The sequence below is a fragment of the Pseudomonas sp. MD195_PC81_125 genome, assembly GCF_014060985.1.
Classification (GTDB): Bacteria; Pseudomonadota; Gammaproteobacteria; order Pseudomonadales; family Pseudomonadaceae; genus Aquipseudomonas; species Aquipseudomonas parakoreensis.
Genome location: NZ_JABULD010000464.1, coordinates 1 through 24,910 on the forward strand (window position 1 = coordinate 1; position 24,910 = coordinate 24,910).

Here is a 24,910-nt window from a genome sequence, read left to right on the forward strand (position 1 = left end):
CGGCAGCTCCTACATCGGGTCATGCGTTTTCCCCTGTAGGAGCTGCCGCAGCTGCGATCTTTTTGATCTTCGCCACATTTAGGCGCAACTTCCTCAATCCATTTCCCCGCATCGCCCGATTTTGGTGCTGTACTGCCTTGAGCATTCCGGGAAAGCGCCCAAGCCCCTGCATGGCATAAGTCTTGCGCGCTTTCGAATACGCTTAGGCTCGCAGGAGGCACGCCGTGTCGATTCATGTCGCATTGCATCACGTCACGCATTACCGCTACGACCGCGCTGTCGAACTCGGCCCGCAGATCGTCCGCCTGCGTCCGGCCGCCCACAGCCGCACGCGGATCTTGTCGTATGCGCTGAAGGTCTCGCCCGAGCAGCACTTCATCAACTGGCAGCAGGATCCTCAGGGCAATTACCTCGCGCGTCTGGTGTTCCCCGAGAAAACCAACGAATTGCGCATCGAGGTCGATCTGCTGGCCGAGATGGCGGTGTTCAACCCGTTCGACTTCTTCCTCGAACCCTATGCCGAGAAAATCCCCTTCAGTTACGCCGCAGATGAGCGCAAGGAATTGGCGCCGTACCTCGAAACCCTGCCGCTGACCCCAGCCTTCAAAACCTATCTGGAGAGCATTGATCGCACGCCGCTGCCGGCGGTGGATTTCCTGGTGATGCTCAACCAGCGTCTCAGCGAAGACATCCGCTACCTGATCCGCATGGAACCGGGCGTGCAAACCCCGGAACACACCCTCGAACAGGCGTCCGGCTCTTGCCGCGACTCAGCGTGGCTGTTGGTGCAGTTGTTGCGCAACCTCGGACTGGCCGCGCGGTTTGTCTCCGGCTACCTGATTCAACTGACCGCCGACGTGAAAAGCCTCGACGGCCCGTCCGGCACCGACGTCGATTTCACCGACCTGCACGCGTGGTGCGAGGTTTACCTGCCGGGCGCTGGCTGGATTGGTCTGGATGCCACGTCCGGGCTGTTCGCCGGTGAAGGGCATATCCCGCTGGCCTGCAGTCCCGATCCTTCCTCAGCTGCGCCGATCAGTGGTCTGGTCGAGCCGTGCGAATGCCAGTTCAGCCACGAAATGTCGGTCGAGCGGATCTGGGAAGCGCCACGAGTGACCAAGCCCTACACCGATGAGCAGTGGCTGGCGATTCAGGCGTTGGGGCGGCAGATTGATGCCGACCTGCTGGAAGGTGATGTGCGCCTGACCATGGGCGGCGAGCCGACCTTCGTCTCTATCGACGACCCGGACGGCGCCGAATGGAACACTGCAGCGTTGGGCCCGGACAAGCGTCGCCTCTCCGCCGAACTGTTCCAGCGCATGCGCCAGCACTACGCGCCGAAAGGTCTGGTGCATTTCGGTCAGGGCAAGTGGTACCCGGGCGAGCAATTGCCGCGCTGGTCGCTCAATGGTTATTGGCGCCGTGATGGCGTGCCGATCTGGCACAACAGTGCGCTGATCGCCGATGAGCAACAGGACTACGGCGCCGATGGTGAACTGGCGGGACGCTTTCTCGCGAGTGTTGCCGAACGCCTGAAACTGCCTGCACGTTTCGTGTTTCCGGCCTACGAAGACAATTTTTATTACCTCTGGCGCGAGGGCGCATTGCCGAGCAATGTCAGCGCTGAAGATTCGCGACTTGAAGAGCCGCTGGAGCGCGCACGTCTGCGCAAGGTCTTCAGTCAGGGCCTGGATAAAGTGATCGGTCAGGTGCTGCCGCTGGCGCGCACCGCCAAGGGTGATCAATGGCAGAGTGGGCGCTGGTATCTGCGCGACGAGCATTGCCGATTGGTGCCGGGGGACTCGCCGCTGGGTTACCGTCTGCCGCTCGGTTCGCAGCCGTGGGTGAAGGCCGCCGAGTATCCGTTCATTCATCCCAACGATCCGAATCAGGCCTTCCCCGAGCTGCCGGACACCGCGCAGCTCAACAGTCATGCCGAACCCGCCACAACCGACGAACGTGCGCCGACAATCGACGAGTCCGCCGACTGGCTGACCCGCACCGCGTTCTGCGCCGAGGCGCGTGAAGGGCGTCTGTATCTGTTCCTGCCGCCGCTGGAGCGGCTCGAGGATTATCTGGAGCTGGTGGCGGCCATCGAGGCTACCGCCGAAGAGCTGCATTGCCCGGTGCTGCTGGAAGGTTACGAGCCACCCAGTGATCCGCGCCTGAGCAACTTCCGTATCACCCCGGACCCGGGGGTGATCGAGGTCAACGTGCAGCCATCGGCGACGTGGGACGAACTGGTCGAACGCACGGAGTTTCTCTATGAACAGGCGCGACAGACACGGTTGACCACCGAGAAGTTCATGATCGACGGGCGCCACACCGGCACCGGCGGTGGCAACCATTTCGTCCTCGGTGGCGCGACCCCGGCGGACTCACCGTTCCTGCGTCGTCCGGATCTGCTGCGCAGTCTGATCAGCTACTGGCACAACCACCCGTCGCTGTCCTACCTGTTTTCCGGGTTGTTCATCGGCCCGACTTCGCAGGCTCCGCGTGTTGATGAGGCCCGCAATGACGCCTTGTACGAACTGGAAATCGCCTTCGCGCAGATGCCTGAACCGGGCCAAGAGTGCGCGCCGTGGCTGGTGGATCGCCTGCTGCGCAATCTGCTGATTGACGTCACCGGCAACACTCACCGCGCCGAGTTCTGCATCGACAAATTGTATTCGCCGGATGGCGCGACCGGGCGTCTTGGTCTGCTGGAGCTGCGCGCGTTCGAGATGCCGCCCCACGCGCGCATGAGCCTGGCCCAGCAGTTGTTGCTGCGCGCGCTGGTCGCACGTTTCTGGCGCGAGCCTTATGCACCGCCGAAACTGGCGCGCTGGGGCACCGAGCTGCACGACCGTTTCATGCTGCCGCACTTTATCGAGCAGGACTTCGCCGACGTCATCGTCGAACTGAACAATGCCGGTTACCCACTGCGCGCCGAATGGTTCGCCGCGCACCTGGAATTCCGTTTTCCCAAGGTCGGCGATTACGCCGTCAACGGCATCGAACTGGAGCTGCGTCAGGCGCTGGAGCCTTGGCATGTGCTGGGCGAGGAAGGTACGGCGGGGGGCACGGTGCGCTATGTCGACTCGTCGCTGGAGCGTTTGCAGATCAAACTCAACGGCCTGCCGCCGCAGCGTTATCTGCTGACCTGCAACGGCGTCCCGGTGCCGCTGCAACCGACCGGGCGCATCGGCGAGTTCGTCGCCGGTGTGCGCTTCCGGGCCTGGCAACCGGCCAATTGCCTGCAACCGACCATCCCGGTGCACGCGCCGCTGGTGTTCGATCTGCTCGACACCTGGATGCAGCGTTCGCTAGGGGGCTGTCAGTACCACGTGGCGCACCCGGGCGGGCGCAATTACGAAACGTTGCCGGTCAACGCCAACGAGGCGGAGAGCCGGCGCATGGCGCGATTTTTCCGCATCGGACACACGCCGGGGAAACTTCCGATACCCAACCTGACAATCTCCGACGAGTTGCCGATGACGCTCGATTTGCGACGTTTCTAAGTCCTGCACGACATGCGGATTTTTCGTATATCCGCACGTCATGTGCCTGCGTTAGTCTGACCGTTCCCTGCTGTCTGCCGAGCTTTCCATGCCTGACCTGCTAGACCGCTACCCGCGCACTGCGGGCACTTATCACGAACTGCTGGATGACAGCGGGGAAGTGCGCCCGCACTGGCGGCGGCTGTTCGATCAATTGCAGCGCAGCACCCCGGCGCAACTGGTGCAGCGGCAGGCGTTGCTCGCCCGACAGATTCAGGAAAACGGGGTCACTTATAACGTCTACGCCGATCCGAAGGGCGCTGACCGACCGTGGGAGCTGGACCTGCTGCCGCATGTGATCGCTGCTGATGAATGGCAGCACCTGTCGACAGGGATTGCCCAGCGTGCGCGTTTGCTCAACGCGGTACTGGCGGATCTGTACGGGCCGCAGCGGCTGATCCGCGAAGGGCTGTTGCCGGCGGAGCTGGTGTTCGGCCACAACAATTTTCTCTGGCCCTGTCAGGGCATCGCGCCACCGGAAGAGGCGTTTCTGCATCTGTATGCCGTGGACTTGGCGCGCACGCCGGACGGGCGCTGGTGGGTTACGGCGGATCGTACCCAGGCGCCGTCGGGCGCCGGTTATGCGCTGGAAAACCGCACCATCGTTTCGCGGGCGTTTCCCGAGTTGTACCGCGATCTGAAGGTGCAGCATCTGGCCGGATTCTTTCGCACCCTGCAGGAAACCCTCGCGCGTCAGGCGCCGTGTGCTGATGACGCGCCGCTGGTGGTGTTGCTCACGCCAGGGCGCTTCAACGAAAGCTACTTCGAACATCTTTATCTGGCGCGTCAGCTCGGTTATCCGCTGGTGGAGGGCGGCGACCTGACGGTGCGCGACGCCACGGTGTACCTGAAAACCCTCAGCGGTCTGCGCCGGGTGCACGCGATCATGCGCCGGCTCGACGATGACTTCTGCGACCCGCTGGAGCTGCGCACCGACTCGGCACTCGGGGTGCCCGGCTTGCTGGAAGCGGTGCGTCAGGGCCGGGTGCTGGTGGCCAATGCGTTGGGCAGCGGCGTGCTGGAGTCGCCGGGATTGCTCGGATTTCTGCCGAAGATCAATCAGTACCTGTTCGGCGAAGAACTGCTGCTGCCGTCCATCGCCACCTGGTGGTGCGGCGAAGCGCCGGTGCTGGCGCAGGCGCTGGAAAAACTGCCGGAGCTGCTGATCAAACCGGCGTTCCCCTCACAAAGCTTCGCGCCGGTATTCGGCCGCGATCTGAGTGAACAACAGCGTCAGGCGCTCGCCGAGCGCATGCAGGCGCGGCCATACGCCTACGTCGCGCAAGAGTTGGCGCAGCTGTCCCAGGCGCCGATCTGGCAAGCCGAAGACGGCCAGTTGCAACCGCGAGCCATCGGCATGCGCATGTACGCCGTGGCCAGTCGCGATGGCTATCGCGTGCTGCCCGGTGGCCTGACCCGGGTGGCCGCCGAGGCCGATGCCGAAGTGGTGTCGATGCAGCGCGGTGGCGCGAGCAAGGACACTTGGGTGCTGGGCGAGCGTGCGCCGAGTGGCGAACAATGGAAAACCCAGCGTAACGTCGGCGTACACGATCTGGTGCGCCGCGATCCGTACCTGCCCTCGCGGGTGGTGGAGAACCTGTTCTGGTTCGGCCGTTACTGCGAGCGTTGTGACGACAGTGCGCGACTGCTGCGGATCATGCTCGCGCGGTATGTCGATGGTGATGATCCGCAAGCCTTGCAGGCCGCCGTGGCGCTGGGCGAGCGTCTGATGTTACTGCCGGAGGAGGGCGAGTTGCCGGAGCGCCTGCTGGCGGCGCTGCTCGGCGAGGACTGGTCGTTCAGCCTGCGCTCCAACCTGCAGCGCTTGCAGTGGGCGGCCTCGCAGGTACGCGGCAAGCTTTCGCGGGAGAACTGGCAGGCGTTGGTCGAGTTGCAGCGCGAGGCGCTGGAACTGGACACCGAGGAGCCGGACTTCGGCGAGTTGCTGGATTTCCTCAACCGGCTGGTGATGTCACTGGCGGCATTGTCCGGGTTTGCCCTCGACGACATGACCCGCGACGAAGGCTGGCGCTTTCTGATGATCGGCCGGCGCATCGAACGTTTGCAGTTTCTCAGCAGCAGTCTGGCGGCGTTTCTGCGCGGTGTCGGGGCGTTCGATCAGGCCGGGCTGGAATGGCTGCTGGAACTGGGCAACAGCAGCATCACTTACCGTTCGCGATATCTGGCGGTGGCGCAGTTGATTCCGGTGCTCGACCTGTTGCTGCTGGATGAGCAGAACCCGCACGCGGTGCTGTTTCAGTTGAAACTGGTGACCCGCACGCTCAAGCGATTGAATGATGATTTCGGCGTGCCTCGCGAGGCCGGATTGCCGCAGTTGGTCGAGCGTCTGGCGCGGTTCGATCTGGGCTGTCTGGAGAACCCGCTATTCGGGGAGAACAGCGTGCGTGCGGCGCTCGACGGTCTGGCGGATCTGCTGCAAGCGATTGCCGAGGCCAGCGCTCAGGTGTCCGATCGTCTGGCGCTGCGCCACTTTGCCCATGTCGATGATGTCAGCCAGCGCACGGTGTCCGTCTGATGAGCGCCCTTTACCAGATCCTCCACGACACCTGTTACCACTACGACAGCCCGGTGTCGCTGGCGCAGCAATTGGCGCACCTGTGGCCGCGTGAGTGCGCATGGCAGCGCTGCACCGAGCAGCAATTGCTGATCAGCCCGCAGCCGACCACGCGGCGCGATGAGCTGGATGTGTTCGGCAATCCGCTGACCCGGCTGGCCTTCGAGCGCCCGCACGACGAGTTGCAAGTCAACGCCCGGCTCACGGTTGAAGTGCTGGCGCGACCGCTGGCGGACTTCAATCTGTCCCCGGCGTGGGAGCAGACGCGCAATGCGCTGACCTACAGCAGCCAGCCGTTGTCCGCCGAATTGCTGGAGGCTTGTCGCTATCGCTTTCAGTCACCCTACGTGCATTTGAAGCGCAGCTTCGTCGAATTCTCCGAAAGCTGTTTTCCTCCGGGCAAGCCCCTGTTGCTGGGCGTGCAGGATTTGATGCAGAAGATTTTCAGCGAATTCACTTTCGACGCCGAGGCGACGCAAGTGGCGACACCGCTGGTCGAGGTGCTGGAGCGCCGGCGCGGCGTGTGTCAGGACTTCGCGCACCTGATGCTTGCGTGCGTGCGTTCACGGGGGCTGGCGGCGCGTTACATCAGCGGCTATCTGCTGACCCAGCCGCCGCCGGGCCAGCCACGACTGATCGGCGCTGATGCGTCACATGCGTGGGTCTCGGTGTTCTGTCCGGTATCGGGCTGGGTGGATTTCGATCCGACCAACAACGTGCAGCCGGCGCTGGAGCACATCACCCTGGCGTGGGGCCGGGATTTTTCCGATGTGTCGCCGTTGCGCGGGGTGATTCTGGGGGGCGGTTCGCATGATCCGGAAGTGCGGGTCACGGTGATGCCATTGGAGTAAGGAATTTCACTGGCGGGAGCCAATGTGGCGAGGGAGCTTGCTCCCGCTCGACTGCGAAGCAGTCGCAAAACAATTTGGGGTCGCTGCGCAACCCAGCGGGAGCAAGCTCCCTCACCACAGATCGCTCCCTCCGGGAGCGAATCAGCAATCAGCTCAGGCGTCGGGCGCCTGGTCTTTCGGTGCATCAACATCATCATCGTTGTCAGTCGCCACTTCCCCGTCAGGGTTCAGTGCCGCTTCTTCAGCCATCTGTTTCTTGCGCTGAAGCTTTTCCTCTTTCTTCTGTTCCTTTGCCAGGTCTCGTTGACGTTTGGCGAAGGAGTAATTGGGTTTGGCCATGGGCGATCCTCTGGGGTCGAAGGTGAGGTTGAGCGGCGCGTATTCTGCCCTGTATCGGTGCCTGGCGGTTAGCCGGGTTTTTGGTCGACCCACTTGGGCGTGACGGTCGGCTTCCACTGATCGAGGGCGTCGAGCAGGGTTTGGGGCGATTCGCTCACTTGCAGCATGTCACGGTGTGGCGCGCGAACGAAGCCTTCGCCGACGATATGGTCGAGAAAAGCGGTGAGTTTGCTGTAAAAACCGTTCACTTCCAGCAGCCCCAGCGGTTTGCCGTGGTAGCCGAGCTGACCCCAGGTCCAGACTTCGAACAGCTCTTCCAGCGTGCCGAGGCCGCCGGGCAACGCGATGAACGCATCGCTCAGCTCGGCCATGCGCGCCTTGCGCGCGTGCATGCCATCGACCACTTCGAGACGGGTCAGGCTTTTGTGGCCGATTTCCTTGTCCATCAGGCTTTGCGGAATGATCCCGATCACTTCGCCGCCAGCGGCCAGCGCGGCGTCCGCCACCAGGCCCATCAGGCCCACGGCGCCACCGCCGTAAACCAGCGTCAGCTGACGCTCGGCCAGCGCGCGGCCAAGGGCCTTGGCGGCTTCGGTGTAAGCCGGATCAGTGCCGGCGTTGGCACCGCAAAAAACACAAACGGATGTGAGAGACATGCCTTCCTCCTGGGTCAATCCGTCACAGGGTAATGGCTGGCACGCCTTGATCCAAGGACTAAACTTCGCGTTCCGGTGATTCAAAGGTACCGCTGGCGCCACAGGCGTAGGCGGCGAGCAAACTGCACAACAGACCGTTAAAGAACATGACAGGCACTCCGTTTCAGTAGATGCGCCGATCATAGGCCCGGCCGGGAAATCTGGCCGGTAGATTGTTTCGATGAGTGTCATAGCCTGAAAGTTGTATACAATTTTTGACTCAAGTCATAGGAACTTGCGAAGATTTCAGGCAGTCTTTCCATCATTCGTGTTTTTGTTAACCCTGCCTTGGAGATTCACCATGTTTTCCAAAGTTGTTGCGGTATCCCTGCTGGCGCTGGCCAGCAGCCAATTGATGGCTGCCGAGTGCAAAACCACCGTTGATTCCACCGATCAGATGTCCTTCAACACCCAGTCGATCGTGATCGACAAGAGCTGCAAGACCTTCACCGTCGAACTGACCCACTCCGGCAGCCTGCCGAAGAACGTCATGGGCCATAACCTGGTGGTCAGCAAAACCGCTGACATGCAGCCGATCGCCACCGATGGCCTGGCCGCTGGCATCGACAAGAACTACCTGAAAGACGGCGACGAGCGCGTTATCGCTCACACCAAAATCATCGGTGCCGGCGAGAAAGACTCGCTGACCATCGACGTATCGAAGCTGACCGCTGGCACTGACTACGGCTTCTTCTGCTCGTTCCCGGGCCACATCTCGATGATGAAAGGCACCATTGCCGTGAAGTAATGGCTGCAGGCACAAAAAAAGCGTCCCTCGGGACGCTTTTCTGTTTTCTGTAGGAGCTGCCGCAGGCTGCGATCTTTCGAGGTTGTTTTTGAAGATCAAAAGATCGCAGCCTCGTTTCACTCGACAGCTCCTACAGGTATCAGCGCAACTTACGGCGCAAACGGCATGACCCGTTTGTGATGGGTCTTGTTGTAGGTGTTGACGATGATGTCGAACGCTTCCTGACGTACCGGCTCGCCGTGCAGGAAGGCGTCGATCTCGGCGTAGGTCACGCCGTGGGACGCTTCGTCCGGTTTGCCCGGCGACAGGTCTTCCAGATCCGCGGTCGGCACTTTTTCCACCAGCGATTCCGGCGCGCCGAAGCTGCGGGCAATCGCCCGGACCTGGTTTTTCACCAGACCGCTGAGCGGGGCCAGGTCGCAGGCGCCGTCGCCGAACTTGGTGAAGAAGCCCATCACCGCTTCCGCCGCGTGGTCGGTGCCGATCACCAGCCCGTGGGCCGCGCCGGCGATGGTGTACTGGGCGACCATGCGCATCCGCGCCTTGGTGTTGCCGAGCACGAAATCCACCGACACCGCGTGTTTGCCTTCGAACGCCGCCACTTCACTGGCCAGCGACTTCACTGCCGGGCCGATGTTGACCGTGTGGCGCTCGTCCGGGGCGATGAAGTCCACCGAAGCCTGGGCGTCGTGTTCATCGAACTGGGTTTCGTACGGCAGGCGCACGGCAATGAACTTGTAGGCGTTGTCGCCAGTGCGCTCGCGCAGCTCACGCATGGCACGCTGGGCCAAGAGACCGGCGGTCAGCGAGTCGACACCGCCGCTGATGCCCAGCACCAGGGTCTTGAGGCCGGAATTGACCAGACAATCCTGGATAAAGGTGATGCGTCGGGCGACTTCCGCTTCGAGGGCCTGATGCCCGGCGAATGGCGGTTGCACCTTGAGCTGTTCAGCAATCTCACGCTGTACGGCTTGCATGAATTCACTCCTTGCTAGATAGGCTGGAAACGGCAGGAACCTGGAACACATGTCGCAAATAGGCGACGAAATTCGGGTCTTTACAGTGAGTCTTGCCGGGCTCGTCGGAGATCTTCGCCACCGGCTGGCCGTTGCAGGCGGTCATTTTAAGCACGATGCTCATCGGTTCGACACCCGGAATGTCACAGGTCAGGTTGGTGCCGATGCCAAAGCTGACGTTGATCCGCCCGTGCAGCGCGCGAAAGATCTCCAGCGACTTGGGCAGGGTCAGGCTGTCGGAGAACACCAGAGTCTTGCTCATCGGGTCGATGCCGAGCTTGTGGTAGTGAGCGATGCATTTTTCGCCCCACTGCACCGGATCCCCGGAGTCGTGGCGCAGACCATCGAAGAGCTTGGCAAAGAACAGATCGAAGTCGCCGAGGAAGGCGTCGGTGGTGATGCAGTCGGTGAGCGCAATCCCGAGCAAACCACGGTACTCACGCACCCAGCAGTCGAGGGCGGCGATCTGGCTGTCGATCAGCCGCGGGCCGAGTTGCTGGTGGGCCATGATCCATTCATGGGCCATGGTGCCCAGCGGTTTCATGCCCAGTTCGCGGGACAAGTGCACGTTGCTGGTGCCGACGAAGCGCCCGGGGAAATCGTGCTTGAGCACGTTCACCACTTCTTCCTGCACGCGATACGAAAAACGCCGACGGGTGCCGAAATCGGCGACCTGCAATTGCGCCAGTTCGTCGGCCGAGGCGTTGGCGCTGAGCCAGTCGAACTTGCGATACAGCTGCTCACGCGCCTGCACCAGTTCGATTTCACGGTAGCGATAGCGGTTGCGCACTTCGCTGACGATCGCCAGCAGCGGCACTTCGTACAGGATCACATGCAGCCACGGACCGCGCAGACGAATGAACAACTCGCCGTTCTCGATGCCGGTGTGCAAATAGCGCAGGTTGAAACGGAACAGACCGAGAAAGCGCAGGAAATCCGGTTTCAGAAAGGTGATGCGCTCGAGAAAGCTCAACTGGTCGGCGCTCAGGCTCAGCTCGGCCAGACGCTCGATCTGGTAGCGGATTTCGGCCAGATACGGCCGCAGATCCTCACTGTTACGGCAACGAAACTCCCATTCGACTTCGACGTTGGGGTAGTTGTGCAGCACCGCCTGCATCATCGTCAGTTTGTAGAAGTCGGTGTCGAGCAGGTTCTGCACGATGCGATCGGCAAACACACTCTCGCTCATAAACGGGGTCTCCAGGTGCACCGCGCAAGGCGCGGTATCAAACAATGGTGCTAGTGGCGCATATCAGGGACGAAGATTGCCAGCAATTTTTGGCAGGTGAAGATCATTTGTGGTGAGGGGGTTTATCCCCGATTGACTGCGAAGCAGTCGTCGTTCTTGAGTTTTTTGGGGTCGCTGCGCAACCCGTCGGGGATAAATCCCCTCGCCACAGGATAGTGCTCAGACCGCAGGGCTATCGATCTGCTCCAGCATCCACTTCACAAAATCGCGCACCTTCGGCACTTCCGCCGCATGCTCCGGATAGGCCAGGTAATAGGCGTCGGAACTGGGCATGGCATGCTGCCAGGGAATGACCAGTTTGCCGTCGGCCAATTCCTCTTCCACCAGAAACCGTGGCAGCAGCGCCACGCCGCAGCCGACCTGGGCGGCGCGGATGCACATGTAAAAGGTTTCGAAACGTGGCCCGTGATAGCTGTGTTCGGTGTGGTAACCCTGACTGTCGAACCAATCATGCCAGGCCTGTGGCCGCGAGGCGTTTTGCAGCAGCACCAGATCGGTCAGTTGCGTCGGGTCGGTGAAAGGCTGATCCGGCAGGCTGCCGGGTGCGCAGACCGGCACCAGCTCTTCGCCGAACAGCTTCAGGCATTCGGTGCCGGGGCGCGAACCCTGGCCGAAATAGAACGCCAGATCGCTGCGCCCCTGCAGCAAGTCATCTGCCTCCTGCTCGTTGCACAGGTCGAGATGGATCGACGGATGGCGCAGACGCCAGCCTTTCAGACGCGGAACCAGCCAGCGCGCGCCGAAGGTCGAAGGCGTAGAAACGCGCAGGACTTCGGTCTCGCCGCCGTAGGAACGCAGGTAATGCGTGGACATTTCCACCTGAGTGAGGATTTTTCGGACTTCCACCAGGTACAAATCCCCGGCTGGGGTCATCTGCAAACGCCGACGCACCCGGCGGAAAAGCAAGTGCTGCAACAATTCCTCAAGCTGCGCCACTTGCTTGCTGACGGCGCTCTGGGTCAGGTTCAGCTCTTCGGCGGCCCGGGTGAAGCTCAGGTGCCGGGTCACGGCCTCGAAGCACTGCAGCGCGGTGATCGACGGCAGGTGGCGTTTGTTCAGCATGGGTGATCCTTTTTCTTGTCTTTCTATGCGCAGCATGAATAAACGGAATGATATCTCGCGTAAAGGTCGTTTGTTGCCTTGCCTTCGGGAAGCTACAACTAAAGGCCTGCCCGGTCGTGAACATTCGGCCGCACACATTCAGTTTTTCGCTTGAGGAGTGACCCATGGTTGCCGCATTGCTTGATCGTCTTGGTGTGAACCCGGCCCTGTACCAGAACGGCAAAGTGCCGGTGCATTCGCCCATCGACGGCAGCCGCATCGCCGCCGTGAACTGGGAAGGCCCGGCCGAAGTCGAGCAGCACATCAGTCGCGCAGATCATGCGTTCGAGCAGTGGCGCAAGGTGCCGGCCCCGCGTCGCGGTGAGCTGGTGCGTCAATTCGGCGAAGTGCTGCGCGAATACAAGGCTGACCTCGGCGAGCTGGTGTCGTGGGAAGCGGGCAAGATCACCCAGGAAGGCCTCGGTGAAGTGCAGGAGATGATCGACATCTGCGACTTCGCCGTCGGCCTGTCGCGTCAACTGTACGGCTTGACCATCGCCTCGGAGCGCCCGGGCCACCACATGCGTGAAACCTGGCATCCGCTGGGCGTGGTCGGCGTGATCAGTGCGTTCAACTTCCCGGTCGCAGTGTGGGCGTGGAACACCACGCTGGCGCTGGTCTGCGGCAACCCGGTGGTGTGGAAACCGTCGGAGAAGACGCCGCTGACCGCATTGGCCTGCCAGGCATTGTTCGACCGTGTGGTGAAGAACTTCACCGATGCGCCGGCGCACCTGTGCCAGGTGATCATCGGTGGTCGTGACGCTGGCGAAGCGCTGGTGGATGACCCGCGTGTCGCGCTGATCAGCGCCACCGGCAGCACCCGCATGGGCCGCGAAGTGGCGCCGAAAGTCGCCGCGCGTTTCGCCCGCAGCATTCTTGAGCTGGGCGGCAACAACGCGATGATCCTCGGCCCGAGCGCCGATCTGGACATGGCCGTGCGCGCCATCCTGTTCAGCGCGGTCGGCACCGCCGGTCAGCGTTGCACCACCCTGCGTCGCCTGATTGCCCATGAGTCGGTGAAGGAAGAAATCGTCACCCGCCTCAAAGCCGCGTACGCCAAGGTGCGCATCGGCCATCCGCTGGAAGGCAATCTGGTCGGCCCGCTGATCGACAAACACAGCTTCGAAAACATGCAGGACGCGCTGGAACAGGCACTGAGCGAGGGCGGGCGGGTATTCGGCGGCAAGCGTCAGCTCGAAGAGCAGTTCCCCAACGCCTATTACGTGTCGCCGGCCATTGTCGAAATGCCGGAGCAGAGCGACGTGGTCTGCAGCGAAACCTTCGCGCCGATTCTCTATGTGGTCGGCTACAGCGACTTCCAGGAAGCGCTACGCCTGAACAACGCGGTACCGCAAGGCCTGTCGTCGTGCATCTTCACCACCGACGTGCGCGAGGCCGAGCAGTTCATGTCGGCGGTCGGCAGTGACTGCGGCATCGCCAACGTCAACATCGGCCCGAGCGGCGCGGAAATCGGCGGCGCATTCGGTGGCGAGAAAGAGACCGGTGGCGGTCGTGAATCGGGTTCCGACGCCTGGCGCGCGTACATGCGCCGGCAGACCAATACCGTGAATTACTCGCTGGAGTTGCCGCTGGCGCAGGGGATTACCTTCGACTGAGTTTGGAATGACGCAGATCCTGGGAGCGGGCTTTTGTGGTGAGGGGATTTATCCCCGATGGGCTGCGCAGCGGCCCCAAAACATGCAATCGCGGAGTTTCAGATACACCGCATGCACTGGTTTTACGGTTGCTATGCAACCGATCGGGGATAAATCCCCTCGCCACAGGGCTTTATCCCACAGGATCAGCAGTGTGTTTGGCAGGTTTCTGTTGGAGTCTGGCAATGCCGTTACGCGAAGAATGTCTGTGGGAAAAACTCACGCCGCAGCGCCCGGATAACGCTGCGCTACGGGGCGAGGTCAAAGTCGATGTCTGCGTGATCGGCGCCGGGTTTACCGGGTTGTCGGCGGCGCTGCATCTGTTGGAAAAAGGCAAAAGTGTCTGCGTGCTGGAAGCGCATCGAGCCGGCCACGGCGGCTCCGGGCGCAACGTCGGGCTGGTCAACGCCGGCATGTGGATCCCGCCGGACGAGATCGAGGCCGGGTTCGGCGAAGCGGTCGGCAGTCAGCTCAACCGCATGCTCGGGGCGGCGCCGGCGCTGGTGTTCAGCCTTGTGGATAAATACAACATCGATTGCCAGTTGCGCCGCGAAGGCACCCTGCACATGGCGCACAACGCCAAGGGCGAAGCGGATCTGCGCAGTCGCGAGCAACAATGGAAGCGTCGCGGGGCGCCCGTCGAGTTGCTCACCGGCAAGGCCTGCGAGCAAGCCACCGGCACGCAAAAGATCGCTGCCGCGCTGCTCGACCGCCGCGCCGGCACGCTCAACCCGATGGCCTATGTCACCGGACTGGCCAACGCGGTGAAAGGGCTGGGCGGGCAGATGTTCGATCATTCGCCGGTGAGCCGTCTCGAGCGCGTGGGCCAGCAATGGTCAGTGCAGACCGAGCACGGTTCGGTGCTCGCCGAGCAAGTGGTGATCGCCTCCAACGCCTACACCGAGGGCGACTGGACCGAACTCAAGCGCAACTTCTTCCCCGGTTACTACTATCAGGTCGCCTCGGTGCCGCTGACTGAAGACGCCGCCCATGACATTCTCCCCGGCGGGCAAGGCTCGTGGGACACGCGGCAGGTATTGAGCAGCATTCGCCGCGACAAGGATGGCCGGTTGTTGCTCGGCAGTCTGGGCAACGGCAACCAGAAACCGGCGTGGTTCCTCAAGGCCTGGGCCGATCGGGTGCAGCAGCATTACTTCCCCAACCTGAAACCGGTGGAGTGGGAGTGCACCTGGACCGGGCGCATCGCCTTTACCCCCGATCACCTGATGCGGCTGTTCGAGCCGGCGCCGGGACTGGTGGCCGTCACCGGTTACAACGGTCGCGGCGTGACCACTGGCACTGTGGTCGGCAAAGCCTTCGCCGACTATCTGTGTAACGGAAATCCTCAAGCCTTGCCGATCCCCTTCGCACCGATGCAGCCCCTGGCCGGTGTCGGCCTGCGCAGTTGCCTGTACGAGGCCGGGTTCTCGCTGTATCACGCGGGCCAGTGCCTGCGCATCGTCATCTGAGTGTTGAAATATGTTGCTTAACACGGCGCTTTTGCGCGTAGCGACTAGCCTGTAATGGTGCGGGTTGTAGCAGTCCCGCACCAGCAGTGTGCAGTTCGGTGACGCGAGCTGTTACAGGCTGGTTGCACGTCGTTTGGTGCCGCGGTTGCAATGATGGCGCAAGCGGGTTGCGCCTGAGATTTAAAAAGGTTTCACCTTCCGCGGTTTAGACGGTTGCACGCCCAATGAAAATGGGAACGAAACAGTCGAAATAACAAGAAAGCAGCGACTTTTTGAAGAATAAAAAACCGATGGCACGGCGCTTGCTCAGAGCATTCAGTGAAGTGAAGTCGCAGTGCCAACTAAAAAAAACCTTGGAGCACCACCTCATGTCCCAGACGTTTTACAAGAAAGGCTTTCTGGCCCTCGCAGTGGCTACTGCGTTGGGTGTTTCTGCGTTTGCTCAAGCTGATGTGAAAATCGGTGTAGCGGGTCCAATGACTGGCGCCAACGCGGCATTTGGCGAGCAGTACATGAAGGGTGCACAGGCGGCGGCGGACGCGGTCAACGCGGCGGGTGGCGTCAACGGCGAGAAAATCGTACTGGTCAAGGGCGATGACGCCTGCGAACCGAAACAGGCAGTGACGGTTGCCAAGGACCTGGTCAACCAGAAGGTGGCCGGTGTGGTCGGTCACTTCTGCTCTTCCTCCACCATTCCAGCGTCGGAAATCTACGACGAAGCCGGTGTTATCGCGATCACCCCGGGTTCCACCAACCCGCAAGTGACCGAGCGCGGCCTGAGCGCCATGTTCCGTATGTGCGGGCGTGATGACCAGCAAGGCATCGTCGCGGGCGATTACATTGTCGATGTGCTCAAGGGCAAGAAAGTCGCCGTGCTGCACGACAAGGACACCTACGGTCAGGGCCTGGCCGATGCGACCAAGGCTCAACTGGAAAAGCGTGGCGTCAAGCCGGTGCTGTATGAAGGCCTGACCCGTGGCGAGAAAGACTTCAGCGCCGTGGTCACCAAGATCCGTGCGGCCGGTGCCGACGTGGTCTACTTCGGCGGCCTGCACCCGGAAGCCGGGCCGCTGGTCAAGCAACTGCGCACCGAAGGCCTGAAAGACGTGAAGTTCATGTCTGACGACGGCATCGTCACCGACGAACTGGTGACCACCGCCGGTGGCCCGCAATACGTTGACGGCGTGCTGATGACCTTCGGCGCCGACCCACGTCTGCTGCCAGACAGCAAGACCGTGGTCGATGCGTTCCGCAAGGCCGGCACCGAACCTGAAGGCTACACCCTGTACGCCTACGCGTCGGTTCAGACCCTGGCGGCCGCCTTCAACGGCGCCAAATCCAACAGTGGCGAAAAAGCCGCCGAATGGCTCAAGGCCAACCCGGTGAAAACCGTGATGGGTGAGAAGGCCTGGGACAAGAAAGGCGACCTGAAAGTGTCCGACTACGTGGTTTACCAGTGGGACGCGAGTGGCAAATACCATCAGCTGGAAAAACAGAAGTAAGGGCTGACGCGATCAGCTTGATCCCCACCAATACCTGTGGGAGCGGGCTTGCCCGCGATGGCGTCAGGTCAGTCGACACACAGGTTGACTGATCCGCCGCTATCGCTGGCAAGCCAGCTCCCACAGGAGATCGGTGGGTCTGGGCTCATCGCGCTCTGACATTGCTCCGACGTAAATCTGTATTTTTCCTAGAAGAACCGCCCGCCCCGGCGGGCAGGTTCTCATTGCGTGAGATTGCGTTATGGATGGTATTTTCCTGCAGCAACTGGTCAACGGCCTGACCCTCGGGTCGGTCTATGGCCTGATCGCCATCGGCTACACAATGGTCTACGGCATCATCGGCATGATCAACTTCGCCCACGGCGAGGTTTACATGATTTCCGCTTACCTGGCGGCAATCAGTCTGGCTCTGCTGGCTTACTTCGGTATCGAATCCTTCCCGCTGTTGATGCTCGGCACGCTGGTGTTCACCATCGTCGTCACTGGCGTCTATGGCTGGGTAATCGAACGCGTCGCCTACAAACCTCTGCGCAACTCCACCCGACTGGCACCGCTGATCAGTGCCATCGGTATCTCCCTGATCCTGCAGAACTATGCCCAGATCAGCCAGGGCGCCCGCCAACAGGGTGTTCCAACGTTGCTCACCGGTGCCTGGCGCATCGACGTCGGCAGCGGTTTCGTTCAGTTGACCTACACCAAGATCTTCATTCTGGTGGCCGCGTTCGTCGGCATGGGCCTGCTGACCTACGTGATCAAGTACACCAAGCTCGGCCGCATGTGCCGCGCCACCCAGCAAGACCGCAAGATGGCCTCGATCCTGGGAATCAACACCGACCGGGTGATTTCCTACGTGTTCATCATCGGTGCAGCGATGGCGGCTCTGGCCGGCGTGCTGATCACCATGAACTACGGCACGTTCGACTTCTACGCAGGCTTCGTCATCGGCATCAAGGCGTTCACCGCCGCAGTGCTCGGCGGGATCGGCTCACTGCCCGGCGCGATGCTCGGCGGGATCATTCTCGGGATCTCCGAGTCGCTGTTCTCGGGCCTGGTCAACTCCGACTACAAAGACGTGTTCAGCTTCTCGCTGCTCGTACTTGTTCTGGTCTTCCGGCCTCAGGGCCTGTTGGGCCGTCCTCTTGTGTCGAAGGTGTAAGCGATGTCTTCAACCACTCAAAAAAAACATCGATATCAAAAAAAGCCTGGTTGAGGCGATTCTGGCCGGCCTTATTGCCTTGATCGTGTTCGGCCCGATTGTCGGTGTCGTGCTCGACGGCTACAGCTTCAACCTCGAACCAACCCGCGTGGCCTGGATCATCGGCATTGTCATGATCGGCCGCTTTGCCTTGAGCCTGTTTCTGCAGACGCCCAAGGGCCTGAAGATCCTCGACGGATTCGAGAGCACCGGTTCCGGTGTGCATGTGCTGCCTGCCGATCACAAATCACGCCTGCGCTGGATCATTCCACTGCTGATTGTGCTGGCGGTGATCGTGCCGTTTGTCTCCAACTCGTACCTGTTGGGCGTGGTCATCCTCGGGCTGATCTACGTGCTGCTGGGGCTGGGGCTGAACATCGTGGTTGGCCTCGCCGGTCTGCTCGACCTCGGTTACGTGGCGTTCTACGCCATCGGTGCCTACGGTCTGGCGCTCGGTTATCAATACCTCGGGCTGGGCTTCTGGACTGTGCTGCCGCTGGCGGCGATCACCGCGGGCCTGGCCGGCTGCATCCTCGGTTTTCCGGTGCTGCGTCTGCACGGTGACTATCTGGCCATCGTGACCCTGGGCTTCGGTGAAATCATCCGCCTGATCCTCAACAACTGGTTGTCGCTGACCGGTGGGCCGAACGGCATGCCGGCGCCATTGCCGACGTTCTTCGGCCTGGAATTCGGCAAGCGGGCCAAGGATGGCGGGGTACCGTTCCATGAGTTTTTCGGCATCGCCTACAACCCGGACGTGAAGTATTACTTCATCTATACGGTGTTGTTCCTGGTGGTGCTGGCCGTGCTGTACATCAAGCATCGACTGGTGAAAATGCCGGTGGGTCGCGCCTGGGAAGCCTTGCGCGAAGATGAAATCGCCTGCCGCTCGATGGGCCTGAACCATGTGCTGGTCAAGCTCTCGGCGTTCACCATCGGTGCGTCGACCGCAGGTCTGGCCGGGGTGTTCTTCGCCACCTATCAAGGCTTCGTCAACCCGACCTCGTTCACCTTCTTTGAATCGGCGCTGATCCTCGCCATCGTCGTGCTCGGCGGCATGGGCTCGACCATCGGCGTGGTGATCGCAGCGTTCGTGCTCACGGTTGCTCCGGAACTGCTGCGCGGCTTCGCTGAATATCGCGTGCTGCTGTTCGGCATCCTGATGGTGTTGATGATGATCTGGCGACCTCGAGGGCTGATCCGCATCAGCCGTACCGGGGTCACTCCACGCAAAGGTGCCATTCACTATGAGAGGACTGCGCCATGAGTGAAGTCGTACTCTCTGTGGAAAAACTGATGATGCACTTCGGTGGCATCAAGGCCTTGAGCGATGTCAGCCTCAAGGTCAAACGCAACTCGATTTTTGCCCTGATCGGGCCGAACGGTGCCGGCAAGACCACGGTATTCAACTGCCTGACCGGGTTCTACAAGGCCTCCGGCGGCAAGATCGAACTCAACGTGCGCGGCAAGCAGACCAACGTCATCCAGTTGCTGGGCGAGTCGTTCAAACCGACCGACTTCGTCTCGCCGAAAAGCTTCCTCAGTCGCCTGTATTACAAGATGTTTGGTGGCACGCACTTGGTGAACCGCGCCGGCCTGGCCCGGACCTTCCAGAACATTCGCCTGTTCAAGGAAATGTCGGTGCTGGAAAACCTGCTGGTGGCGCAGCACATGTGGGTCAACCGCAACATGCTCGCCGGCATCCTCAATACCAAGGGCTACCGCAAAGCGGAAAGCGATGCGCTGGACTGCGCGTTCTACTGGCTGGAAGTGGTCGATCTGGTGGACTGCGCCAACCGCCTGGCCGGTGAACTGTCCTACGGTCAGCAACGTCGTCTGGAGATCGCCCGGGCCATGTGCACGCGACCGCAGATCATCTGCCTCGACGAACCGGCCGCCGGCCTCAACCCTCAGGAAACCGAAGCGCTGAGCGCGATGATCCGGCTGCTGCGCGACGAGCATGATCTGACCGTGGTGCTGATCGAACACGACATGGGCATGGTCATGAGCATTTCCGACCACATCGTGGTGCTGGATCACGGCGTGGTCATCGCCGAAGGCGGGCCCGATGCGATTCGCAACGATCCGAAAGTGATTGCCGCCTATCTGGGCGCCGACGAAGAGGAACTGGTATGAGCAAACCGATCCTCGAACTCAAAGACCTGGACGTGTTCTATGGCCCGATCCAGGCCCTCAAAGGCGTGTCGCTTGAGATCAACGAAGGCGAGACGGTCAGCCTGATCGGCTCCAACGGCGCGGGCAAATCGACGCTGCTGATGTCGATCTTCGGCCAGCCACGGGCGGCGGGCGGACAGATCCTCTATCAAGGCATCGACATCACCCACAAGTCCTCGCACTACATCGCCTCCAATGGCATCGCACAGTCGCCAGAAGGGCGGCGGGTGTTCCCCGACATGACCGTCGAGGAAAACCTGCTGATGGGCACCATCCCGATTGGCGACAAGTACGCCAAAGAGGACATGCAGCGCATGTTCGAACTGTTCCCGCGGCTCGAAGAGCGCCGCACTCAGCGGGCGATGACCATGTCCGGCGGCGAACAGCAAATGCTCGCCATTGCCCGCGCCTTGATGAGTCGGCCGAAGCTGTTGTTGCTTGATGAACCGAGCCTGGGCCTGGCGCCGATCGTGGTGAAACAGATCTTCGCCACCCTGCGTGAACTGGCGAAAACCGGCATGACCATTTTCCTCGTCGAGCAGAACGCCAACCATGCGTTGAAGCTGTCGGACCGCGCGTATGTGATGGTCAATGGCGAAATTCGCCTGACCGGTACCGGTAAAGAGCTGCTGGTGAACGAGGAGGTGCGTAACGCTTATCTGGGCGGGCACTGACCAAACCGTTGTCATACACAGCCCCGGCGACGCGAGTCCCGGGGCTTTTACATCTCAAACCACCACAACCCCTGTAGGAGCTGCCGAAGGTGCGATCTTTTGATCTTCAAAACAACATCAAAAGATCGCAGCCTTCGGCAGCTCCTACATGGAATCAAGCCAGGACATCAAGCACATTCTGAAATTGTGGAAAACAAATTCCCATCGCTGTCAAAGCGCGACATATAGACGCTGCAAATGGCTGTTTTTCCACAGTTTTGACTTGTCCCCGTTTGCTGTGGAGCTGGCTGTGAATAACGTGGGAGTAGCTGGCTGAAGCCCTTGTGTGACGTGGCTTGCAGGCGGGTGATCGCTTTTTGATCAGGCGTTTTTGCGGGAGCTGAAGACGCTGTTGTCAACCTTTTTCTAGGCCTCGCGCTAAAGGCAATTCCATGTGAACAAGCCTGTGGATAAGTCTGTGACTAAACTCTGGAAAGACCGCGCTGAGGGCCGTAATTACTGGCCTCGCGCAATCACCGCACTGACCGGCCGGTCGTGCAAAATGCCATCTCCGGCACAACCGCGGCTTCAGGGTCAAGCAAAAAACTTTCTATTTCCCGCGCAAAGCCTTGTGTGGCGCGGCTTTGCGCGTTTCTACTTGCCCCCGGAAACTGTGGAAGGGATTGTGGATAACGTGCGTGCACATGGCTACAGGCCACGGCAGGTATGGCGTAGCGACGGTTGATCAAAATTTGATCGGAATATGTCCCGGTGCGGGTGTTGCTCGTAAATGCCGGGCCGGGCATGCTGGCTGCTGATTTTCTATTCCAATGGCTGCGCTGGCGGCCGACGCAAGGAGAACACGATGTCCAACACCCTGTTTATTACCGGCGCAACCTCCGGTTTTGGTGAAGCCTGTGCCCGTCGTTTCGCCGAGGCTGGCTGGAAACTGGTGTTGACCGGTCGTCGTGCAGAGCGTCTGAATGCCCTGTGCGCCGAACTGTCGCAGCAGACTGAAGTGCATGGCCTGGTACTCGATGTACGTGACCGCAAGGCGATGGAAGAGGCAATTGCCAATCTGCCGCCGTCGTTCGCCAAGCTGCGTGGCTTGATCAACAACGCCGGGCTCGCGCTGGGCGTCGATCCTGCACCGAAATGCGACCTCGACGACTGGGACACCATGGTCGACACCAACGTCAAAGGCCTGATGTACAGCACCCGCCTGCTGTTGCCACGGTTGATCGCTCACGGCCGTGGCGCCGGCATCGTCAACCTCGGCTCCATCGCCGGTAACTATCCGTACCCGGGCAGCCACGTGTATGGCGCGACCAAGGCGTTCGTCAAGCAATTCTCGCTGAACCTGCGCTGCGACCTGCAGGGCACCGGCGTGCGTGTCAGCAACATCGAGCCGGGCCTGTGCGAAAGCGAGTTCTCGCTGGTGCGTTTTGCCGGTGACCAGGAACGCTACAACGCCACCTACGCCGGTGCCGAGCCGATCCAGCCGCAGGACATCGCCGAAACGATTTTCTGGGTGCTCAACGCGCCAGCACACATCAACATCAACAGCCTGGAGCTGATGCCGGTGAGCCAGACCTCGGCCGGGTTTGCCATCGAGCGTAACAAGGCGTAAGACCCTGTGGCGAGGGAGCTTGCTCCCGCTGGACTGCGCAGCAGGCCCGCTTTTTTTTGAACTGAAGAGCGGGGGGCGCTCCGCACCCCAGCGGGAGCAAGCTCCCTCGCCACAAAACCGGGCAAAACCGCCAATAAGGTAAACTCATCTCCGACAAACCCCACCGCACCCCGCGGTTCAAGGGTTTTTAGAGGAGGCTACGTGAGTAACCGAGGTGAGCAGTCGCTGCTCAAACAATCGACCATCCTGATGTTCGCGGTGTCGATTGCCGGGATCGTCACCGGTTTTGTTTCAGGTTCGCAATCCATCCTTTTCGATGGTTTTTTCTCGCTGATCGCAACGTTCATCAAAGTACTGATGTTGATCACCGCCAGGTTGATCGCCAAAGAAAGCAATCATCGCTTCCAGTTCGGTTTCTGGCATCTGGAGCCGATGGTGCTGCTGATCGAAGGCAGTTTCCTGCTGTTGATCGCTATCTATGCGTTTCTTAACGGTGTGTTCGGCATCATCAACGGCGGCCGCGACATCGAATTGGGGCTGGTGATCATTTATGCGGCGGTGTTCACCGTCGTTGAATTCGCCTATTTCTTCTACGTGCGTCGGCGCAATCGCAAACTCAAGTCCAGCCTGATCCAGTTCGACAACATCAGCTGGCTGGTGGACGCGATGCTCTCGGTCGGCCTGTTGATCAGTTTTCTCGCCGCGCTGCTGCTCAAGGCCCAAGGCTTTGAGGAGTGGGCGAAGTTTGTTGACCCGCTGATCCTGATCGTCCTGGCGCTGACCATGTTGCCGCCGGCGTTCAAGATCCTCGGCCCGGCGCTGCGCGATGTGCTGGGTATTGCCCCGGACACGCTGGATGACCAGGTGCGTCAGGTCATGGAAGCGGCAAAGATCGAACACGGTTTCGACGATTACGTGACCTACGTGCAGAAGCACGGACGGGCGCGGTTCATCGAGATTCATGTGGTGTTGCCGGCGGATTATGCGCTGCGCAGCGTGAGACAACTGGATGCGTTGCGCGAGGAGATCTCGGCACAGTTGGGCGAGCCGGATGCGGCGCGCTGGTTGACCATCAGCTTTACCGGCGACAAGAAGTGGATTGCCTGATTCAGATCTGCTGAATCGCCTGTGGCGAGCGAGCTTGCTCGCGCTGGGCTGCGAAGCGGCCCCGGATTTTTGTGAGTGCTGCGCACTCAAGCGGGAGCAAGCTCCCTCGCCACAGGATAAGTTCAGTCATTCAGTTCAGGTATTCAGCCAGCCCGCTATAACATGTCGCCAAGTGATAAGGCGTGGTCGAAGGCATGTCCTTGCGGCTGACCTCGCCCAGCTCATCCCGGCACTCATGCCACCCGCCCGCATGCAGAAAACGCTGCTGCAGCGCCTGCAACTGGCGCAGCACCGCGGCTTCGCTGTCCGGACGCAAGGTCAGGGCGCGCAAATATTCTGCCTGTGCCCAGATGCGCTGGGTCGAATCTTTCGGTCGTCCATCCAGTTGCAGATCGAGCATCGCCCGCACCGCGCCTGAAGCGTGTTCAACGCCAAATTGCTCGGTGAAAGCGAACGCCCGGTCCAGCGCCGTGTGCAGTTTCGAGCCGCGCAGCAGTGATGACGACTCCAGCAGGAAATACCATTCGAACTGATGCCCTGGCTCGTACCAGTTATCCACAGCGCCCAGCGGTTTCTCCATCAGTACGCCGTGCTGTGGATCGACGAAGTGTTGCTGCATGCCTGTGCATAATTCGACGAGCGCGTGCTGCGTTGCCGCATCCTCGCGCACGGCGAGGGTGGCGAGGAACGCTTCGGCCAGGTGCATCAGCGGGTTTTGCAGCGGACCGCTTTGCAGGTTGCTCCAGTCGCGGTCCAGGTACGCTTCGTACAAGCCATCGCCGGTGGCGAAGCGCTGGCCGATCACTTCCAGTGCAGCGTTGAGCGTGGATTCCACCAGAGGCTCGCGGGACTTGGCCCAGTAATGGGCGCAGGCGAACAGGATGAAGGCGTGGGTGTAGAGGTCTTTGCGCTGATCCAGCGGCTGGCCTTGCGCGTCGATGCTGTAGAACCAGCCGCCGTGCTCGGCATCATGGAAGTACCGTTGCAGCGAGCGGAACAGCGCGGCGGCGCGCACCTCGGCATTATCCACAACCCCGATCAGGCTGGAAAACAGGTACAGCTGCCGTGCGCAGGCCATCGCCCGGTAGCGTTGCGGTGGCAAGGGTTGATGCGTCGCGTCGAGTGCCTCGTAAGGCAGCGCCATGTCGGCGTTCCAGCCCGGGCCTTGCCAGAGCGGCACGATCACGTTCAGAAAGTGCTGTTGCACATCGCTGAACAGGGCGGTCAATTCGGGCAGGGAGGTGGAGCGGCAAGCATGGGGCATTGGCGGACGTCGTCACGGCTGGGGCGATTGCGCGACATGGTAGCAGAGAGACTGCTGTTAGAGTCTCGGTGTCTGATCGGCCGTCATCGCTGGCAAGCCAGCTCCCACAAGGATTGTTATCAACCACAAACCTGTGGGAGCTGGCTT

General features: G+C 61.0%; 19 protein-coding genes. 13 read left to right on the forward strand and 6 right to left on the reverse strand.

Going from position 1 to position 24,910, the window contains the following annotated elements; genetic code table 11:
- The first annotated feature begins 224 nt into the window (after window positions 1–224).
- The 3 genes from HT737_RS18585 to HT737_RS18595 all read left to right on the forward strand — a co-directional run bounded on the left by HT737_RS18585 (window position 225) and on the right by HT737_RS18595 (window position 6,965).
- Window positions 225–3,500: a transglutaminase family protein gene (locus HT737_RS18585; RefSeq protein ID WP_182403586.1), complete on the forward strand. Its 3,276-nt coding sequence runs from the start codon at window positions 225–227 to the stop codon at window positions 3,498–3,500.
- A gap of 88 nt (window positions 3,501–3,588) precedes the next feature.
- A complete protein-coding gene (locus tag HT737_RS18590; protein ID WP_182403588.1) occupies window positions 3,589–6,075 on the forward strand; it encodes a circularly permuted type 2 ATP-grasp protein in 2,487 nt (828 codons plus the stop codon).
- Window positions 6,075–6,965, forward strand: coding sequence for a transglutaminase family protein (locus tag HT737_RS18595; protein WP_182403591.1), 891 nt, complete (start codon window positions 6,075–6,077; stop codon window positions 6,963–6,965). Before HT737_RS18590 ends, HT737_RS18595 begins: the two co-directional genes overlap by 1 nt.
- 153 nt (window positions 6,966–7,118) lie before the next feature.
- On the opposite strand, the gene HT737_RS18600 is transcribed toward HT737_RS18595, so the two are convergent.
- Both HT737_RS18600 and HT737_RS18605 read right to left on the reverse strand, forming a co-directional pair.
- Window positions 7,119–7,304: a hypothetical protein gene (locus HT737_RS18600; RefSeq protein WP_025111839.1), complete on the reverse strand. Its 186-nt coding sequence runs from the start codon at window positions 7,302–7,304 to the stop codon at window positions 7,119–7,121.
- A 68-nt stretch (window positions 7,305–7,372) separates the two neighbouring features.
- Complete coding sequence (locus tag HT737_RS18605) at window positions 7,373–7,960, reverse strand: TIGR00730 family Rossman fold protein (RefSeq protein ID WP_041065653.1); 588 nt, start codon at window positions 7,958–7,960, stop codon at window positions 7,373–7,375.
- Window positions 7,961–8,300: 340 nt separating this feature from the next.
- Here HT737_RS18605 and azu point away from each other — a divergent pair, with 340 nt between their 5' ends.
- Entirely contained in the window at window positions 8,301–8,747 is a 447-nt protein-coding gene (gene azu, locus HT737_RS18610; RefSeq protein ID WP_047290994.1) for an azurin, read from the forward strand.
- A 149-nt stretch (window positions 8,748–8,896) separates the two neighbouring features.
- Here azu and nadE read toward each other — a convergent pair whose 3' ends face one another.
- The 3 genes from nadE to HT737_RS18625 form a co-directional block, all read right to left on the reverse strand.
- Entirely contained in the window at window positions 8,897–9,724 is an 828-nt protein-coding gene (gene nadE, locus HT737_RS18615) for an ammonia-dependent NAD(+) synthetase (protein WP_047290995.1), read from the reverse strand.
- Between the two features lie 4 nt (window positions 9,725–9,728).
- A complete protein-coding gene (gene pncB / locus HT737_RS18620; protein WP_182403593.1) occupies window positions 9,729–10,952 on the reverse strand; it encodes a nicotinate phosphoribosyltransferase in 1,224 nt (407 codons plus the stop codon).
- Between the two features lie 219 nt (window positions 10,953–11,171).
- The gene (locus HT737_RS18625; RefSeq protein ID WP_047290996.1) at window positions 11,172–12,074 is read right to left on the reverse strand and encodes a LysR family transcriptional regulator; all 903 of its coding nucleotides are present in this window, start codon (window positions 12,072–12,074) and stop codon (window positions 11,172–11,174) included.
- Window positions 12,075–12,238: 164 nt separating this feature from the next.
- Between HT737_RS18625 and HT737_RS18630 the strand changes: the two genes are divergently transcribed.
- The 9 genes from HT737_RS18630 to HT737_RS18670 all read left to right on the forward strand — a co-directional run bounded on the left by HT737_RS18630 (window position 12,239) and on the right by HT737_RS18670 (window position 23,499).
- Complete coding sequence (locus HT737_RS18630) at window positions 12,239–13,729, forward strand: aldehyde dehydrogenase family protein (protein ID WP_182403595.1); 1,491 nt, start codon at window positions 12,239–12,241, stop codon at window positions 13,727–13,729.
- Between the two features lie 224 nt (window positions 13,730–13,953).
- Window positions 13,954–15,237, forward strand: coding sequence for an FAD-binding oxidoreductase (locus HT737_RS18635; protein WP_047290998.1), 1,284 nt, complete (start codon window positions 13,954–13,956; stop codon window positions 15,235–15,237).
- Window positions 15,238–15,605: 368 nt separating this feature from the next.
- Window positions 15,606–16,739: an ABC transporter substrate-binding protein gene (locus HT737_RS18640; protein ID WP_041065631.1), complete on the forward strand. Its 1,134-nt coding sequence runs from the start codon at window positions 15,606–15,608 to the stop codon at window positions 16,737–16,739.
- 241 nt (window positions 16,740–16,980) lie between these two features.
- Window positions 16,981–17,895, forward strand: a complete 915-nt coding sequence (locus HT737_RS18645; protein WP_027613532.1) for a branched-chain amino acid ABC transporter permease — start codon at window positions 16,981–16,983, stop codon at window positions 17,893–17,895.
- A 28-nt stretch (window positions 17,896–17,923) separates the two neighbouring features.
- Window positions 17,924–19,201 carry a high-affinity branched-chain amino acid ABC transporter permease LivM gene (gene livM, locus HT737_RS18650; protein WP_374011184.1) on the forward strand — a complete coding sequence of 426 codons (1,278 nt, stop codon included), beginning with the start codon at window positions 17,924–17,926 and terminating at the stop codon, window positions 19,199–19,201.
- Window positions 19,198–20,070, forward strand: a complete 873-nt coding sequence (locus HT737_RS18655; protein WP_041065624.1) for an ABC transporter ATP-binding protein — start codon at window positions 19,198–19,200, stop codon at window positions 20,068–20,070. The genes livM and HT737_RS18655 overlap by 4 nt, the downstream gene beginning before the upstream one ends.
- Window positions 20,067–20,783: an ABC transporter ATP-binding protein gene (locus tag HT737_RS18660; RefSeq protein ID WP_041065619.1), complete on the forward strand. Its 717-nt coding sequence runs from the start codon at window positions 20,067–20,069 to the stop codon at window positions 20,781–20,783. Before HT737_RS18655 ends, HT737_RS18660 begins: the two co-directional genes overlap by 4 nt.
- An 844-nt stretch (window positions 20,784–21,627) precedes the next feature.
- The gene (locus tag HT737_RS18665) at window positions 21,628–22,392 is read left to right on the forward strand and encodes an SDR family oxidoreductase (protein ID WP_182403599.1); all 765 of its coding nucleotides are present in this window, start codon (window positions 21,628–21,630) and stop codon (window positions 22,390–22,392) included.
- Between the two features lie 201 nt (window positions 22,393–22,593).
- Window positions 22,594–23,499, forward strand: a complete 906-nt coding sequence (locus tag HT737_RS18670; RefSeq protein WP_182403600.1) for a cation diffusion facilitator family transporter — start codon at window positions 22,594–22,596, stop codon at window positions 23,497–23,499.
- Between the two features lie 130 nt (window positions 23,500–23,629).
- Here the strand turns inward: HT737_RS18670 and HT737_RS18675 are convergent, their stop codons facing one another.
- Window positions 23,630–24,763, reverse strand: a complete 1,134-nt coding sequence (locus HT737_RS18675; protein ID WP_182403602.1) for an AGE family epimerase/isomerase — start codon at window positions 24,761–24,763, stop codon at window positions 23,630–23,632.
- Window positions 24,764–24,910: the final 147 nt, after the last annotated feature.